The 15,871-nt window shown below is 57.1% G+C and carries 13 protein-coding genes; 7 read left to right on the top strand and 6 right to left on the bottom strand.

The window, feature by feature from the left end; translation table 11 throughout:
• The first annotated feature begins 114 nt into the window (after positions 1 to 114).
• From HUW35_RS13230 to HUW35_RS13215, 4 genes are all read left to right on the top strand, one after another.
• Positions 115 to 1,005: a DegV family protein gene (locus HUW35_RS13230; RefSeq protein WP_181252748.1), complete on the top strand. Its 891-nt coding sequence runs from the start codon at positions 115 to 117 to the stop codon at positions 1,003 to 1,005.
• A 247-nt stretch (positions 1,006 to 1,252) separates the two neighbouring features.
• Entirely contained in the window at positions 1,253 to 2,041 is a 789-nt protein-coding gene (locus tag HUW35_RS13225; protein ID WP_181252747.1) for a transporter, read from the top strand.
• A gap of 128 nt (positions 2,042 to 2,169) precedes the next feature.
• Complete coding sequence (locus HUW35_RS13220; protein WP_181252746.1) at positions 2,170 to 2,985, top strand: DUF2092 domain-containing protein; 816 nt, start codon at positions 2,170 to 2,172, stop codon at positions 2,983 to 2,985.
• Positions 2,978 to 3,502, top strand: coding sequence for a hypothetical protein (locus HUW35_RS13215; protein ID WP_181252745.1), 525 nt, complete (start codon positions 2,978 to 2,980; stop codon positions 3,500 to 3,502). The genes HUW35_RS13220 and HUW35_RS13215 overlap by 8 nt, the downstream gene beginning before the upstream one ends.
• Before the next feature lie 54 nt (positions 3,503 to 3,556).
• Here the strand turns inward: HUW35_RS13215 and HUW35_RS13210 are convergent, their stop codons facing one another.
• From HUW35_RS13210 to HUW35_RS13190, 5 genes are all read right to left on the bottom strand, one after another.
• A complete protein-coding gene (locus HUW35_RS13210; RefSeq protein WP_255463291.1) occupies positions 3,557 to 5,023 on the bottom strand; it encodes a phospholipase D family protein in 1,467 nt (488 codons plus the stop codon).
• 311 nt (positions 5,024 to 5,334) lie between these two features.
• Positions 5,335 to 6,924 carry an AMP-binding protein gene (locus HUW35_RS13205; protein WP_255463290.1) on the bottom strand — a complete coding sequence of 530 codons (1,590 nt, stop codon included), beginning with the start codon at positions 6,922 to 6,924 and terminating at the stop codon, positions 5,335 to 5,337.
• Positions 6,925 to 7,061: 137 nt separating this feature from the next.
• Positions 7,062 to 7,901: an SDR family NAD(P)-dependent oxidoreductase gene (locus HUW35_RS13200; RefSeq protein ID WP_181252743.1), complete on the bottom strand. Its 840-nt coding sequence runs from the start codon at positions 7,899 to 7,901 to the stop codon at positions 7,062 to 7,064.
• An 11-nt stretch (positions 7,902 to 7,912) separates the two neighbouring features.
• Positions 7,913 to 8,920 (bottom strand): NAD(P)-dependent oxidoreductase, encoded by a 1,008-nt coding sequence (locus HUW35_RS13195; RefSeq protein ID WP_181252742.1) that lies wholly within the window; start codon positions 8,918 to 8,920, stop codon positions 7,913 to 7,915.
• A gap of 25 nt (positions 8,921 to 8,945) precedes the next feature.
• Entirely contained in the window at positions 8,946 to 9,479 is a 534-nt protein-coding gene (locus HUW35_RS13190) for a 2,4'-dihydroxyacetophenone dioxygenase family protein (protein ID WP_219932567.1), read from the bottom strand.
• Positions 9,480 to 9,675: 196 nt separating this feature from the next.
• Between HUW35_RS13190 and HUW35_RS13185 the strand changes: the two genes are divergently transcribed.
• Both HUW35_RS13185 and HUW35_RS13180 read left to right on the top strand, forming a co-directional pair.
• Complete coding sequence (locus HUW35_RS13185) at positions 9,676 to 10,689, top strand: AraC family transcriptional regulator (RefSeq protein ID WP_181252741.1); 1,014 nt, start codon at positions 9,676 to 9,678, stop codon at positions 10,687 to 10,689.
• A 113-nt stretch (positions 10,690 to 10,802) separates the two neighbouring features.
• Entirely contained in the window at positions 10,803 to 12,317 is a 1,515-nt protein-coding gene (locus tag HUW35_RS13180; protein WP_255463289.1) for an arylsulfatase, read from the top strand.
• Between the two features lie 76 nt (positions 12,318 to 12,393).
• On the opposite strand, the gene HUW35_RS13175 is transcribed toward HUW35_RS13180, so the two are convergent.
• Positions 12,394 to 14,724, bottom strand: coding sequence for a multiheme c-type cytochrome (locus HUW35_RS13175; protein WP_181252739.1), 2,331 nt, complete (start codon positions 14,722 to 14,724; stop codon positions 12,394 to 12,396).
• 122 nt (positions 14,725 to 14,846) lie between these two features.
• On the opposite strand from HUW35_RS13175, the gene HUW35_RS13170 reads away from it, so the two are divergent.
• The gene (locus tag HUW35_RS13170; RefSeq protein ID WP_181252738.1) at positions 14,847 to 15,857 is read left to right on the top strand and encodes a MoxR family ATPase; all 1,011 of its coding nucleotides are present in this window, start codon (positions 14,847 to 14,849) and stop codon (positions 15,855 to 15,857) included.
• Positions 15,858 to 15,871: the final 14 nt, after the last annotated feature.

Here is a 15,871-nt window from a genome sequence, read left to right as displayed (position 1 = left end):
AATAGTCACCATTTGCAGCCAGACAGCTCCCGATTGGAGCTGTCGCAAATTGTGACAAAGTGCTAAATTTGATCGCAGTTTTCTGACAGTGAGCCGCAGAATAAGAGGTATCCCATGGTTCAGTTAGTTGTCGATTCCGGCTGTGATCTTCCCGACGAATTGCTGCGCAAATACCGGGTGCCGGTATTACCCCACAGCATCAGCGTGGGCAAAGACATGTTTGGGGACCAGCGCAACCCCGCGCAAATGAACCACTTTTACTCCCGCTCTCTGGTAGACCGCTCTCGGGTGGTCAATTCCGGCCCCGCCGGGGAGCCTGAAATCGAGCAGGTACTTACCGAGCTGGTCCAGCAAGGGCAAAAGGACATCGTTGTCCAGACCATCAATGCCGCCAACAGCCCCACCTACACCAATGCGCTGAACGTCGCTCGCAAGTTGAGCAACGACTCGGTGAATATTCACACTGTGGACTCCCACACCCTGTTTTCAGGCCAGGGCCTGCTGGCGCTGTATACCCTGTCGCTGATTCAAAAGGGATTGACTGGGGCGCAGATCAAGTCCCGCGCGGAAGAGTTCGGTCGTAAAATCGTCGGCTATGCCGCGATCCAGGATGTATATTACCTGCGCGAACGCGGTCGCCAGAAAAATGAAAAAAGCGTGAGCTGGCTGAAGGCGTTTATGGCCCGGTCACTCAGTTTGCACCCCATCATTTCCATGACTTACGAAGGTTCCACCGTTGCCGATACCGTCAAGACCTACGACGGTTGCACCCAACGACTGTTTGAACTGGCCGCAGAAAAAATACAGGCCGGCGGACTGTTGATGCCGGCCATTGTGGTCAGTATTGCAGGCCCCCTGAAAGAGTTAGAGTTGACCCCGGGTTTCAAGGAACTCGAAAAAGTCGCTGAAGCACACAAGGTAAGACTCTACCGTTCGGTAATGAGCCTCTCTGGCGGTATCAATCTCGGTCCCGGAACTGTCGCTCTCGCGATGGCGGCCAAGTAAACCTACTGGCAGTCGGGGCCCGCAGCGGGTGCGTTTTTGCGCCCGCTGCGAGACTCCCTGAAATTTTCTCGTCAAACGAACGCGACCTCGCCCAACTTTCATTCCCCCGAGCTATTCCCTCGCTGTCATGTGATCCTTCCCATTTTTCAGTGCATGTCGACAACCACGACACCAAAGAACATTCAAGTCACGGTACATCTAGACTGGAGAAAGATGTTCCGTAGTACCTCTGTCAAAGGTGGAAAGCATGTACCGAAATTTAGCCGCCATTCTGCTATTGGCACTGTTCAGCTCTGCGTCCAGCGCCGATGAAGATCTTGCCAAAAAGCTCAGTAATCCAGTGGCTGACCTGATCAGTGTGCCGTTTCAATACAACTGGGACAATCGTGTCGGCCCAACCGAGGGTGGACGCCGCTTCACCCTGAACGTCCAGCCGGTAATTCCCATCTCCCTTAACGAAAAATGGAACCTGATCAGCCGCACCATTTTGCCGGTCATGAACCAGGAGAATATTTTTCCTGGCAGTGGCGATCAAACGGGACTGGGGGATACGGTGCAGAGTGCATTTTTCTCGCCCGCTGAACCCAGCGCTGGCGGTATTACCTGGGGTGTCGGCCCTGTATTCCTCGTACCAACCGGCACCGAACCCTTGCTGGGTACGGAGAAATGGGGTGCAGGGCCCACAGGGGTAGTGCTCAAGCAGACAGGTCCCTGGACCATCGGTAGCCTGGTGAATCATATCTGGTCTTTCGCCGGGGATGACAACCGCGCCGACGTGAACAGTACCTTCGTACAGCCCTTCCTGGCATACAACACGCCCAAATCCTGGACATTTACGCTACAGACGGAATCCACATACGACTGGGAGACCGAACAGTGGAACGTACCGGTGCATTTTCTCGTGGCCAAAGTTTTCAAGGTCGGCAAACAGACCTATCAGGTTCAGGCAGGTCCGCGTTACTACGCGGAAAGCCCGGCCACTGGTTCCCAGGACTGGGGATTCCGCCTGAACTGGATCATGCTTTTCCCCAAATAAACCCAGAAAGTTAGCAAAGTTTTGGCGTTGGCCAAAAGCATCATATGCTGTCGTCACGGCTTTTATTTGTCGAATCGGTTTGCTTTCAAATGTAAAGAAAGGGCGTAAAGAGAGGAACGGGTTTACCCATGACGTTTCTGAAATTTTTGCTTCTCTGTTTTACGTTCGCCAACCCGGTTCTTTGGGCATCATCGGTTGCTGCGCAAGACTCACAGCAAAAGTCCACTAGCGAAGATCCAGCTGAGGAAGCCACCAAAATTGTTCGCAGCCTGGAAAAACATCTATCTGGAAAGTCACGCCTGGTCTACGAAACCGAACTCACTTCCGATGTAATACTCGACAACGGACAAAAAATCCAGATTGCCGGCACAACCCATGTGTACTTCAAACGCCCCAACCAGCTGCTGGTGAAACTCGAGACAGAAAGTATTAGCCGACTGATCTATCACGATGGCGAACAGCTGACGATCATTGCCCCGAATGAAAAATACTACGGCCTCATCGAAGCCCGGTCTTCCTCCGTTGAAGCACTTATGCGTGCCGCACAAGTTTACGGCCTGGAAATTCCCCTGGTGGATTTGATCGGTTGGGGAGCGAAAGGCGGGCAGGCGCTGGACGTAGAGAGTGCGGTCTATATCGGCGAGTCTCAACTACAGGGAAAAACCGTTGATCACTGGGCATTTCGCGGCCCCAAGCTGGACTGGGAAGCATGGGTAACCCAGGGAGACGATCCTCTACCGCTGAAAATATCCACGGTCAGCTATCACGCCTATGGGCAGCCCCGCTTTACCGCAACCATCAAGTGGAACGATCGGACCTCTCTCAGCGACAACCTGTTCACCCCCAAGATGGACAAGGATTTTCGCAAAATCCCGTTTAAAAAACTGAAGCCAGCGCAAGTCAACCGCGCGGAGGGGGTTAGCGAGGAGGATCCAAATGAATAACCACCTGCGCTCCGGGCATACCCTCCTCGCCAAAACACTGTGTATCGGGTTGGTGAGCGGGACTCTGCTGTGGGCTACCGCCCAATCACTGGCGCGACCGGATTTCGGCGGCGGTCATTTTGCCGGTCCGCGCATGAATATTCACCCGGGCTTTACTGGTGGTATGGGACTTCGCCCCAACGGTCCCGCGCGCCCGATGCGTCCCTCTCGTCCCGACCGGCCAATGGGAGGCGACATCCATCCGGTCCCGCCCTATCACGGCCCGCGCCCGGAACATCGCCCTCCGCACGGTGGCGGCGGGGGGCAGCATCACGGACATTACTGGCCCTACCCTGCCCCCGGTTACTGGGCGGGTGTTACTGCGGGCGCTGCGGTCGGCGCAGTGGTGTACAGCCTGCCCGGGGAGTGTGCGGAGCGCGTGGTGAACGGAGTGGCCTATGAGGACTGCGATGGCACCTGGTACCGTCCCAGCTATGCTGGCACCCAGGTAGTCTATGAGGTTGTGCCTGCGCCCTGAATTGCGACGCAAAAACACAGCAAACCGTCACGCAAGAAAGTGACGGGAACAAGCTCAGATCTGAGATTCGATGGGTAACCAGGACAACAGCCACGAAAGGCTCCTCTGCCAAAGCGTGGTTTCCGGATCCTTGTGTTCCACGATCGGGTTACCGTCTTCATCTTCTGCATGCCATTCCAGCTTGTCGGAGTCGGACAATTTCACCGCCCAGGCCGAATCCGGCGCAACCCACTCCGTAAACAGTTCATGCAGTTGCTGATTGACCTGCGCGTTTTCCATCAACAAGCCAATTTCGGTATTCCAGAGCAGTGAGCGGCCATCGAGATTTATCGAGCCGACAAACCCGAGCTGATGGTCCATCACAAAAGTTTTCGCGTGTAACGTCGCCTTGGACTCTCCGCGGAACCACTTTTTGCGTCGCTCTTCCCCGGCCACGGTGCGCAGCTCCCAGAGATCTACGCCCGCTCTTAACAAGCGCTTGCGGTAGCGTGCATAGGCACCGTGCACGATTGCCACATCATTACTGCTCAGAGAGTTGGTGAGAATACCGACGCTGACGCCACGTTTTTCCAAGCCCGTAAACAGGTCGGTGCCGATCACACCGGGAATAAAGTAAGCAGCGCTGATATTCAGTCTTTCCTTCGAATCCCGAATGATTTCCTCAAGCTGGAATCCAGGATACTCCTCGCGGGGAATATCGTCCTTACCCAGCGCCTTCTCCGGGGGGTCGGCCAGTAGCCTGGCCTTTCCCCACCGGAAAGGAATATCGCCATTGGAAAGCTCCGCCGCCATCTTGGATTGATCGAGGGCGCGGGTGAATTCGCTGCCCGCCTCGTCCGCGAGCAACTTGCGCGTGCGCTTGCGCAGCTCTTCAAGGTTGTGTGTTTCATCATCGGCAATGAGTAATTCTGAGACAGATACCGAAACCGCGCTGTTCCAGTAGTCATCAAAAACCTGTGCGGACTGGGGCAAGACCTCACCGATCGCCAGCACATCCACATCGAGAAACTCAACTGACGACTTGGAAAAATAACCGTCGGCAATATTGCGCCCACCCGTGATCATTGCCAGGCCATCAGCTACCAACAACTTGTTGTGCATGCGGTGATTGATTCGCCCCAGATTAACCGCCTGTTCTAGCGCGCGCTTGACGCCACTGCGTCCCTCGACGGGATTGAATACCCGGATATGCATGTTGGGGTGGCGATCCAGTGCCAGAATCCAGGGATTGACCACACGGGTACCCAGGTCATCCACCAGCAGGCGCACCCGCACGCCCCGGTCTGCGGCTTTCAGCAACAGGCTGGTCAGCAGGCGGCCCACACTATCGTCTTCGTAAATGTAGTATTTGAGGTCAAGCGAGACTGTCGCCTCTTCGATCAACACTGCCCGGGCAACAAAAGCGGACAAACCATCATCCAGCAGGTAAAAGCCCGACAGCTTATCGGACTTGCCCGTCGCGGCATCGCGAATCCCTTCCGCAAGTCGCGAATCGGTGGCGGGTTTCAGGCTGGTTGTCACGGGTCGAGTTTGTGCGGCCATTCCGATGTCGCTGGAGTCCCCACACCCGGATAGCAGTGCCAATAACGAAAGCAGGCTTAGCAAAAGGCGGATGGGTGCTGGAGTCATGATTTACAAACAGTTGCTGATGGCGACCCGACGCTGAATTCCTCAATCTCACTGATCCGGGAATACGCAAGTCGGTCTACTGCCTACAGTCTAGCCGCTCGCTGGTTTAGTACGACGGTAGACAGGGGGGAATCGAAAGTGCGGAAAAGCAACGGGCAAAAAAAACGCAGCCACAGGCTGCGTTTTCGTAGGTCGGTCTGGCTTCAAGCCGGCTCGGTACGGAGCTCCCGGCGCAGAATCTTGCCCACCGTAGACTTCGGCAACTCACTTTGAATGACGATCTGCTTGGGCACCTTGTAGGCGGTCAGCTGTGTGCGGCAGAATTCGATCAGTGCTTGCTGGTCGATCTCTCCGTCCACCACCAGATGGGCACATACGGCTTCGCCGGTCTGCTCACTGGGTACACCGATCACTGCGGCCTCGATGACCTGCGGGTGACGGCAGAGTACATCCTCCACCTCATTCGGGTACACGTTGAAACCGGATACGATGATCATATCCTTGAGACGATCGACAATGCGGATATTGCCGTTGTCCTGGATCATGCCCACGTCGCCGGTGCGGAAGAAGCCATTGTGCATGACCTTGGCGGTTTCTTCCGGCCGGTTCCAGTAGCCCCGCATCACCTGCGGGCCACGTACCACCAGTTCACCGCTCTCGCCCTGGGTCAGCGCATTGCCCTGCTCGTCCCACACCTGTACTTCGGTGTTCTCGAGTACCGGGCCCACGGTACCGATTTCTTCGCGGCCGAATTCATTCAGGCAGATAACCGGTGAGGTCTCGGACAGGCCCCAGCCCTCGGTTACCGGGCAGCCAGTCACCTGGTGCCAGAGCTCGGCCGCGCTGCTGGTCAGGGCGGTACCTCCGGAGAAGGTCATTTTCAGGCTGCTGAAATCCAGCTGCTTGAATTCCGGGTGACGGCAAAGCCCCACAAACAGCGTGTTAAGGCCGGCAATACCGGTAAAGCGGAACGGCGCAATCATTTTCACGAAACCGTCGATGTCCCGCGGGTTGGGAATCAATACATTCATGCTGCCCATACCGAAGAAGGTCAGCATATTCACGGTAAACGCGTAGATATGGTACAGCGGCAGCGGACAGACGAAGATCTCCTCGCCTTCGTTTCCGCGCTGCATAATGCGCTGGAGCATCTGGTCGGTATTGGCCAGCAGATTGGCGTGCGTCAGGCTCGCGCCCTTGGCTACACCGGTGGTGCCACCGGTATATTGCAGTACCGCGATATCCTCGCGGGTCGCGGTGCTCTCCACCAGCTCGGCACAATCAGCGCCAAGGGTCACCGCATCGACAAAACCATGGTACCCGTCTGGCGCGCTAACGGCCTTGCCCAGCAGGTCTGCCGGTCCGGTTACCACAACGTGCTCGATCTGGGTGGCTGATTTGATCTCATCGAACTTGTCGATAAAGTCAGCAAGAATCACCAGTGCCTTGGCACCGGAATCGGAAAACTGGTGCTGCATTTCCCGCGGCGTGTACAGCGGGTTGGTATTCACTACCACCAGCCCGGCACGCAGTGCGGCATAAGCGGCGATGGGGTACTGGGTGATATTTGGCAGCTGGATGGCAATACGGTCGCCGGCTTCGAGGCCGCATTCGTGCTGTAACCACTGGGCGAGATGCCGGGACTGTTGGTCAATCTCGGCGAAGGTCAGCGTCTGCCCGAGGCAGTGGTAAGCGGGTTTATCGTGGAATTTTTCCAGGCACTGGCCAATAAACTCCGCCAGGTTGGCTGCATCCCGGCTCATTTCCCGTACTTGCATGTTTTGATCTCCCATAATCGCTCCGACATTTATTGTTTTGGTTTCCGGTCAAGCAACTGCGACACTAAAAACCGGTTTTAGTGCCGCAGTAAATCATCATATCCCGGTGGCAGTTTGTAATTTAAATGACAATCTGGCCAGCAAGTATCCAATTATTTCGCCGTAGCCTTGTCGCCAAACCGCACCAGCGCTTTCGCCACCTTGCTGTCCACAATCCAGCGGAACAGCCCGGTATGGCTGCGGGCCAGGTAACGGGTGAGCTTCGCCCGGAACCCCGGGGTAATCATGAATTCGCGCTGGCGCAATCCGTCGAGAATGCCGTCTACCGCAACCTCAACCGGCAGGACGCCAGCGAACTCATTCAATGCTTCGGTCACCGGACTGCCCACCCGGCGCTCTTCCTCGAGCATCGGGGTAGAGATTTCGCCCGGGCATACTACGGATACGTCGATGCCTTCGGGTTTCAGCTCGGTGCGCAGTACTTCGGCCAGACCAACAACACCAAATTTCGAGGTTGCGTAGGCACCGTGGGTATAGCTGCCGCACATGCCCGCCAGCGATGCAATCAATGCTATGTGACCGCCGGTACGCATATGTTTCAGCGCACCGGCAGCGAAGTTTCGGCTGCCGTACAGGTTGACGCGGATACTCTGGTCGAACATTTCATACGACATCTCGGTAAATACCGCAGTGCGCAGAATACCGGCACAGTTGATGGCAAAGTCCGGATGCCCAAGCGTTGCAGCGGCTTCATCCATCGCGCGTTCAACCGCTACGGGATCGGTAATATCCACCACAAAACGTTCGACATTGGCGCTGTTCGCTTTACAAAGCCCGCGCAACTCTTCCAGTAGAGCGTCTTCTACCTTCAGGTCAAAAATTGCCACAGAAGCGCCGTCGGCCAGCAGTGCCCGGGTCAGGTTCAGGCCAATACCACTGCCACCACCGGATACAAACGCCACTCTGGGCGCACCATATTTCCAGCTACTCATATTGTTCACCCTCAGACTTTCGCCGCGGATTTGAAATGGTTCTCCAGCTCGCCCATGGCCTGATCAAACGTGACCAGGGGGCGGAAGTCCAGCTCGCGACGCGCTTTTTCATTGGAGAATTCGTTAGGGCCGCCCATCAGTCGGTATGACTGCCGGGTAATCATGGGGCGCTGTTTCTGCCTGAACAGGTGGCCAAAGAACTCAAGCACCGGGGCCAGAGTGCGGGCCAGACTATTGGGGACAGACTTGGGATCCGGTGCACCAGCAATTGCGGCAAGGCGACGTAAATACTGCTGCCAGGTAACGCCATAACCATCTGCTGCGATAAAAATATCACCGTTGTGACATTCTGAGCGCGCTGCAGTAATCAGCATCGCCACCAGGTTTTCCACGTGCACCAGGCCCGCATCCCAGTCGCCACGACCCAGCAGGCAGGGCTGCCCAGCGCGCAACAACTCGAGCATCGTATTGACCCAGGGTCCGCTGCCAACGCCGAAGACATTGCCCGGACGCACGATGGTGGCTTTCAGCCCACCATGCTTCACAGCCTCCAGGGTCACCCTCTCCTGTTCCTGCTTACAGAATTCGTAGGGGGAACAGGGCTTGCCCAGAGGCGTCTGCTCATCCAGCTTGCCCTTGGCAAGTGCACTGGCGTAGGCGCAGACACTGGTGGTGACCACAAAGTGGGATCCCCAGCGCAAGGCGAGGTCAATGGCCTGCTCGGTGCCATGTACGGTGATATCCACATGGGACTGGAGTGCACCCCAGTCACCGACCACCGCGGCCAGATGGAAAATCGCATCCACAGGCCCGATTTCATCCGCGAGGCTGGTCAGCGTTCGCACATCGCCAATGACCGTACGCAGCTGATCGCCCCAAAGCGCCCACTCTTCGGGTACGCGCTCTCCGGGCATCATCAGCGCCACAACATTCACTTTTTCAGTGAGTAGCTGGCGCACCAGGTGGCGGCCGATAAAACCGCCAGCCCCGGTCACGAAAGCCGAGTTCAACTGACTCATAGTTACCTCGCGCTCTGCCAACCGGTTATTCGCCAACGACGATCATGTTCTCGCAGGTTTTACCTTCGGCTTCACACAGCGCGCGGTAAATAGTCATCACGGTTTTGGCGTCCAGCACGCTGGTCACGTTGCCGTCGTCGTCGATATTGACGTTGCTGCCAAAGATCGCGAACCAGACTTCCGCGTCTTCCGTGGCATCGTCTGCAACGGTCAGGGTATGTACGGAGTGCGCAGGCTCGAACAGGTAGGAGCCAGCCTTGTTGATCTTCTCGGGGTATTCTTTGTAGAACCATTCACCCGCAGTGGTCACCGCAAACACAGGACCGGTGTGATAGTGGGTTTCAACACCGAAACCGGGTTTGAACTTGTTGCGGATAATCCAGAGGTTCTGGTTGAGGTCTACATGCAGAACCTGCAGCAGTGAGCCGTCGGGCAGGCTGACCCAGGGCAGGTCATTTTCTTGAATCAGGATCGCCTCTTTGGCGTCATCGCGGGATACCACGCCGCCGCTTTGCATTGCGGCCAACAGGTCCATAACCGGGGTTTTTGCTTCACTCATCGCCGTTCTCCAGTAGTTGAGTCAATAGTTTTTATTGTGTTTCCCCCTGCCCTCAGCGACCAATTCACAGGAGTGAGGGAACAGCGCCAGTCTAGGAAGGAGAGCAAGCACTAACTTGACTTTTTGCGAACACAACTTGACTATTTGCGAACTATATTGAGCCCGTAGAGAACGACGAGCCGAAGAGGAGCCCAACATGTTCCTAATCCGCAGCGGTGCCATCGAAGGCTACGAACAGCTGGTGAGCCAGTACGGGCAGAACCCGACCACCCTGCTGCAGCAATTCGGCTTCAGCAGTGCCCAGCTGCGCGACCCGAATACCTATGTCTCGTACACCCGTCTCGCCGACCTGCTGGACGCGACCGCCCTCGCCTGCGGCGATCCGGTGTTCTGCCTTAGCCTGTGTGCGCACCAGGGTCCTCTGGCACTGGGAGAAATCGGGTTATCCATCCGCCAGCAGCCCACATTGGCTGACGCGCTGGTCTATTCCAGGCAGCACATCAGCCTGCATGCCTACGGCGTTCACGTACAGCAGGCCACCCGTGGAGACACACTGGAACTACAGCTGAGCTTCGATTTTTCCAACGCCTCAGGGCTCGTCCAGTTAATGCAGCTGAGTGCCGGGCAGGCTTTCAACCTGCTTTCACAAATGGTCGGCAGCGCCGCGAGCAGCCTGAAGCTGCACTTGCCACAGGCAGCCCCCGCCCAAGCTCTGAAGATGCCCGCAAGGTACGAGGGACATATCCTGTACCAGAGCGAATTCGGCGGTATTAGCTTCCCCCTCATCTGGCTCTCACGAAAGCCGCAATTGGATGAGGAGCTGTTAAGGGAGCACTTTCAACAACGGATCCAGCTACTGGAAACCATCTATCCAGGTAACCTGCAGGCCCAGGTCTGCCACATCATCGGCAACCTGCTTCCCAGTGGCGAGTGCAATATCGAGCGCGTCGCCGCTGCCCTCAACCTCCATCCCCGGGTGCTACAAAAGAAATTGCAGGCAGAAAAAACGACCTTTCGCGAACTGTTACAGAAAACCCGACTGGAAGTGGCCCAGCGCAACCTGCAGCACGGGCAGCTCAGCATCACCGACCTGGCACTCAATCTGGGGTATGCCGACGTGGCAATTTTCAGCCGCAATTTCAAAAGCTGGACCGGACAATCTCCCCGCGACTGGAAGGCACGGTATCAGTACGTGCCACCAAACAAGTAGGCGTACAACCACACAATCGATAAGTCGCCTTGCGTTGGCACGGGATTAGCCGTAACGCCACAAACGCTCAACTATGCTTGCTGGGACACTTTATTGTGGTATCAGGAGTTCTCGTGAAAGCTTTACCGTTATTTGCCACTACCGCAGCCTTGCTGGTCGGGCTCACCGCGTCGATCAGTTCACAAGCCGCCGAAAAACCAAATATCCTCGCCATCATGGTGGATGACGTGGCACAGATCTCATTGAGCGCCTATTCCCACGGCATGACCTACCCGACGCCCAACATTGATCGGATCGCCAACGAGGGCGTACTGTTCACCGACCACTACGCACAACCCAGCTGTACCGCCGGTCGCGCGGCCTTCCTGATGGGCCAGCTTCCGGTGCGCACGGGCCTGACCACGGTTGGCCAGCCGGGCAACCCGCTGGGGATCAAGGAAGCCGACCCTACCCTGGCAGAGTTTCTCAAAGACCAGGGCTACATGACCGCGCAATACGGCAAAAACCATCTGGGTGACCTGGACGAACACCTGCCGACCAAACACGGGTTCGACGAGTTCTACGGCAACCTCTACCACCTGAACGTATCGGAGGAACCGGAGCAGGAGGACTACCCGAAGGATCCGGAGTTCAAGAAAAACTTTGGCCCCCGCGGCGTCATCGAGTCTTACGCGGATGGCAAGATCACCGACACCGGTCCGCTTACCCGCGAGCGTATGGAAACCTTTGACGAGGAAATCCTGGAGCGCAGCCTGAACTTTATGGAGCGCGCAAAAAAAGCGGGCAAGCCGTTCTTTATCTGGCACGCTACCAGCCGTATGCATGTGTACATTCATTTGAAAGACGAGAGCCGTAACCTGGCTACCCAGCTTAGCTCAGAGGATGATCTGTTTGGCAGTGGCCTGATTGAACACGACGGCCATGTGGGCAAGCTGCTGGACAAGCTGGATGAGCTGGGTGTTGCCGACAACACCATTGTCATCTACACCACCGATAACGGTCCCGAGCAAAGCAGCTGGCCGGATGCGGGCACCACGAAGTTCCGCGGTGAAAAAATGACAACCTGGGAGGGTGGCGTACGCGTGCCATTCCTGGTGCGCTGGCCCGGCAAGATCCCCGCCGGCCTGAAGCGCAACGGGATCTCCTCTCACGAAGACGTGTTCCCAACCATTGCTGCAGCACTGGGCGAGCCAAACCTGCGGGAAAAACTCAAGAAGTCAGACAAGGTGTATATCGACGGGGAAAACAATCTCGATTACTGGATGGGTAAAAGTGAGGAGTCTGCACGCAACAAAATTTTTTACTACTACGAATCCCAGTTAACCGCGCTGCGGGTAGGCCCCTGGAAAATGCACTTCGCCACCAAACCGGGCGGACGCTACTACGAGGATATGGTCACCCACACCATGCCCAAGCTGTTCAACCTGCGCAAGGACCCGCTGGAACACTACGATGGCGTTACCGGATTCCACCAGATCATGCGCAAGAGCTGGGTGTTCCAACCGGCGATCCAGATCCTGAACGAGCACCTGGAAACCTTCAAGGAATTCCCACCGCGCCAGAAGTCCGCCTCGCTGAATATCAACAAGGCCATTGAAGCGGCCATGCAGGTAAACGAAAGCCGGTAGAACTCCCTCCTATCCAGCTTTTCCAGACAAAAAAGAGCGCGGCAACTACCGCGCTCTTTTATTTCCACCCTGGAAACTATTGCAGTTGCTGCTGATATTTTTGCGCCAGTGCCGCATTCCCCTGCTCACGGTGAATCGATACCAGGGCTGAAAGAATCTGGCGATCACCGGGAAATTGTGTCAACCCTCGCTCCAGTTCATCGATCGCCTGATCAGGCTTGCCCTGTGAATTGAGCGCAATTGCATACACATAGATGTAGCGTGGTGTCGCAGAATTACTGTGCGCAGAGGCCCGCAACATTTCAAGCGCCTCCGTCATTCTCTTCTGTCGGACCAGGCCCAGGCCCAACGTATGCTGGATCGGTGCCTTGTCGAAGGTATTGCTCAAGGCGTCGCGCAGCAATGCCTCGCTATCCGCCTCACGAGCGCTTGCCCGATACAGGTCCGCCAGGTTAATCACGCCGGGGGTGAAATACGGAGCACGTTCCACCGCCTGCTTCAGCAACCGCTCAGCCTCAGGAAGATTTCCCTCACGGCCTCGCAAAGACGCCAGATTGACAAGACTTTCCGGACGATCACTGTTGAATTCCGCAGTAGTCACATAGTCTGACAGCGCCTTTGCATAACGCTTGCGCACTTCTTCCGGGTACTGGCTGAGCGGCGCCCCCGCCATGGCACTGGCCGCAAGGGATGCGGTTACCCGCTCATCTTCATATAACAACGGGATCGCCAGCGCCGGGCGTACCTGCTGCGGCACCTGATCAAGGGACTGCGCCAGGCCGAGGTGCTGGAGCGCGTCGTCACCCTGGGCAATGACCTGCAGAACCTGCGCACTGGTCTGAGACAGATAGCGCGGCAACATGGATACCGCGGTGGCGCGCACAATTTCCGGCTGCTTGTCGTCCATCACCAGCTTCAGTAACTGGCTCTCCGCATCCGCCGCGCCCATGCGCCCGGCATAAAGCGCCTCCCCGTAATGGGGATCAGGTTCGCCGAACTTTTTCTCAAGAATCGCCGCCGCCCAGGCATTGGACTGGTCCGTGTGACACCCGATGCACGCATTGGGGGAGCCGATAGTGTCGCTCAGGTCCGGGCGCGGCACGCGGAAGCTGTGATCGCGGCGCGCATCCACCTGCATGTACACCTTGTCTGGCATATGGCAGCTCACACACTGGGCGCCTTCGCTGTCCGCCGGGTGGAAGTGATGCTCTGCCGTATCGAACTTTGTCGGAAGATGGCACTGGGCACATACATCGTTACCCTGCGCGCGCAATTCCAGGCTGTGTGGGTTGTGACAATTGCTGCAGGTAACGCCTGCGGTGTGCATCTTGCTCTGCAGGAATGAGCCCCACACATAGACTTCATCGTTGATCTGACCATCAGCATGATACAGGCCGTCGCTCAGTAGAGCGGGATGGAAGAAATCCAGATAATCATCATCGGGCCTGACACCGGGATGCTGGGTGCCGCGACGGGAATGACACTGGGCACACACCGGGATTTCCTGCTGGGTCTGCACCTCGTTCTGGATGTGCGCTATTCCCGTCTTGCCATCCATAGCCCAGCGCGCCTGACGGCGGCCATCAAAACGGATCGCAAAGCCCTGGTTGGCATCGGCTGCCCGTTGATCTTCCGGTTGAGCCGCCCAGTCCAGATGCTTCTGCCCTGGCCCGTGGCAAGACTCACAGCCAACATTGATCTCGGACCACTCGGTAGAAAAGGTTTGCGATGCCGGGTCGTAATTCTTGTGCAGGTTGGTGGAATGACAATCCGCACACTGGAAGTTCCAGTTCTGATTGATTCCGGTCCAGTGCAGGGGATCACCAGGTTTGATTTCCTCGTCCGGGTACAGGTGGAACCAGCGCTGCCCGCCCTCTTCTTTGGAGCGGGAATCCCAGGAAACACTCAGGGCCTGCAGACGGCCGCCGGGCAATTCAATCAGGTACTGCTGCAGCGGGTAAATACCAAAGGTGTAGGCGACAGGAAATTCCTGCAGCTCGCCTTCCGCATTGTCCGTTTGCACAAAATACTGGCCGTCCCGCTGATAGAAGGTGGACTCGGTGCCGAAATAGTCGAATTTCGCGTTATCGAAATTGCCCACCACGGTTTCCGCCGTTGGCGCTTTCATTGCCAGATCGTGGTGGGATTTTTGCCAGTCGGCGAACGCCTGCTGGTGGCAGCCGGCGCAGGCTTCCGCCCCTACATAGTCGGTGTTGCCATCCGCGCCAGGCGCCTTGCCGGAATGCCCTTTTACTGCAACCACCGCGTCCATCGCTGATGCGCGATCCGCTTGCGCACGCAGCGGCGGGCTTGAACTTTTTGTAGTTTCTGCGCCCTTCTCGTCCACGGTTTCACTGCACCCGCCAACCAGCAGGGCAGCGAGCAAAAGGATGATCGGCGTGCGCATCTTGCCTCCGGTTTTATACTTTTAATTGGCACCCAGTATAGCTTCTTGCGTCCACTTCCTCCGCCTGCGATCTGCTAGCGTTAATGAGGGACGCAGTATCAGTGGCTGAAGAAGGATGCGCCATGTCAGCAAGGGAACAGATTGCAACGCTGGAAGAAGGCATGGGCCGCGCCATTGTGGGCCAGCGGGATGTGATCCGGCGCCTGATTATCGGCCTGTTGGCCAACGGCAACCTGCTGGTGGAAGGGCTGCCCGGGCTCGCCAAAACACGAGCCATCAAGGCACTGGCGAAAAACCTGGAGGCGGATTTCAGCCGCATCCAGTTCACACCCGACCTGCTGCCGGCGGATGTCACCGGCACCGATATGCTCTACCGCGATGAACAGAAGTCTGAGTTTCGTTTTCACCCCGGTCCAATCTTCGCCAATATCGTGCTCGCCGACGAAATCAACCGCGCACCCGCCAAGGTGCAGTCCGCGTTACTCGAAGCCATGGAGGAGCGCCAGGTCACCGTAGCCGGCAAAACCCACAAGATGCCACCCCTGTTTATGGTGATGGCCACCCAGAATCCCATTGAGCAGGAAGGCACCTATCCGCTGCCGGAAGCACAGATGGACCGGTTTCTGATGCACGTGCTGATCACCTACCCGCCGGTAGAAGATGAAGTGCAGGTAATCGAACTGGTGCGCAGCGAGGAAATTGCCGCAGCCAAACGTGAATCGGAAGCCAGCGCAGAGGGCAATGCGGCAGAACCCCGGCAGCCGGCTGACGTTATTCCGCAACAGGCGGTGTTCGATGCACGCCGGGAAATCGCCGCCATTCATGTGTCGGATGCCATGGCGCGCTATATGGCAGATCTGGTTGAAGCCAGCCGCCATCCGGCCAAGCTGTCGGAAGAACTGGCGCGCTGGATCGAAATCGGTGCCAGCCCGCGGGGCTCCATCGCACTGGACAAGGCCGGGCGTACCAACGCCTGGCTCGAGGGCCGCGATTACGTGGACCCGCAGGATATTCATGCCGTGATTCACGACTGCCTGCGCCACCGCCTGGGGCTCAGTTTTGAAGCCCAGGGGGAAGGCATCAGTGCCGATCGGGTGATCGACACGCTGCTGAACGTCGTCGCCCTGCCCTAGCCCCGCACGAGGCG

Origin of the sequence: Microbulbifer sp. YPW1, from assembly GCF_013367775.1 — a bacterium.
GTDB lineage: Bacteria > Pseudomonadota > Gammaproteobacteria > Pseudomonadales > Cellvibrionaceae > Microbulbifer.
This window is presented reverse-complemented; position numbering and strand designations above follow the sequence as displayed.

What these genes read in the sequence shown, in the direction of transcription:
- HUW35_RS13190 (WP_219932567.1), bottom strand. Translation starts at nt 9,479, where the DNA reads ATGAGTGAAGCAAAAACCCCGGTTATGGACCTGTTGGCCGCAATGCAA.
- HUW35_RS13225 (WP_181252747.1), top strand. Translation starts at nt 1,253, where the DNA reads ATGTACCGAAATTTAGCCGCCATTCTGCTATTGGCACTGTTCAGCTCT.
- HUW35_RS13220 (WP_181252746.1), top strand. Translation starts at nt 2,170, where the DNA reads ATGACGTTTCTGAAATTTTTGCTTCTCTGTTTTACGTTCGCCAACCCG.
- HUW35_RS13200 (WP_181252743.1), bottom strand. Translation starts at nt 7,901, where the DNA reads ATGAGTAGCTGGAAATATGGTGCGCCCAGAGTGGCGTTTGTATCCGGT.
- HUW35_RS13215 (WP_181252745.1), top strand. Translation starts at nt 2,978, where the DNA reads ATGAATAACCACCTGCGCTCCGGGCATACCCTCCTCGCCAAAACACTG.
- HUW35_RS13195 (WP_181252742.1), bottom strand. Translation starts at nt 8,920, where the DNA reads ATGAGTCAGTTGAACTCGGCTTTCGTGACCGGGGCTGGCGGTTTTATC.
- HUW35_RS13205 (WP_255463290.1), bottom strand. Translation starts at nt 6,924, where the DNA reads ATGGGAGATCAAAACATGCAAGTACGGGAAATGAGCCGGGATGCAGCC.
- HUW35_RS13185 (WP_181252741.1), top strand. Translation starts at nt 9,676, where the DNA reads ATGTTCCTAATCCGCAGCGGTGCCATCGAAGGCTACGAACAGCTGGTG.
- HUW35_RS13170 (WP_181252738.1), top strand. Translation starts at nt 14,847, where the DNA reads ATGTCAGCAAGGGAACAGATTGCAACGCTGGAAGAAGGCATGGGCCGC.
- HUW35_RS13230 (WP_181252748.1), top strand. Translation starts at nt 115, where the DNA reads ATGGTTCAGTTAGTTGTCGATTCCGGCTGTGATCTTCCCGACGAATTG.
- HUW35_RS13175 (WP_181252739.1), bottom strand. Translation starts at nt 14,724, where the DNA reads ATGCGCACGCCGATCATCCTTTTGCTCGCTGCCCTGCTGGTTGGCGGG.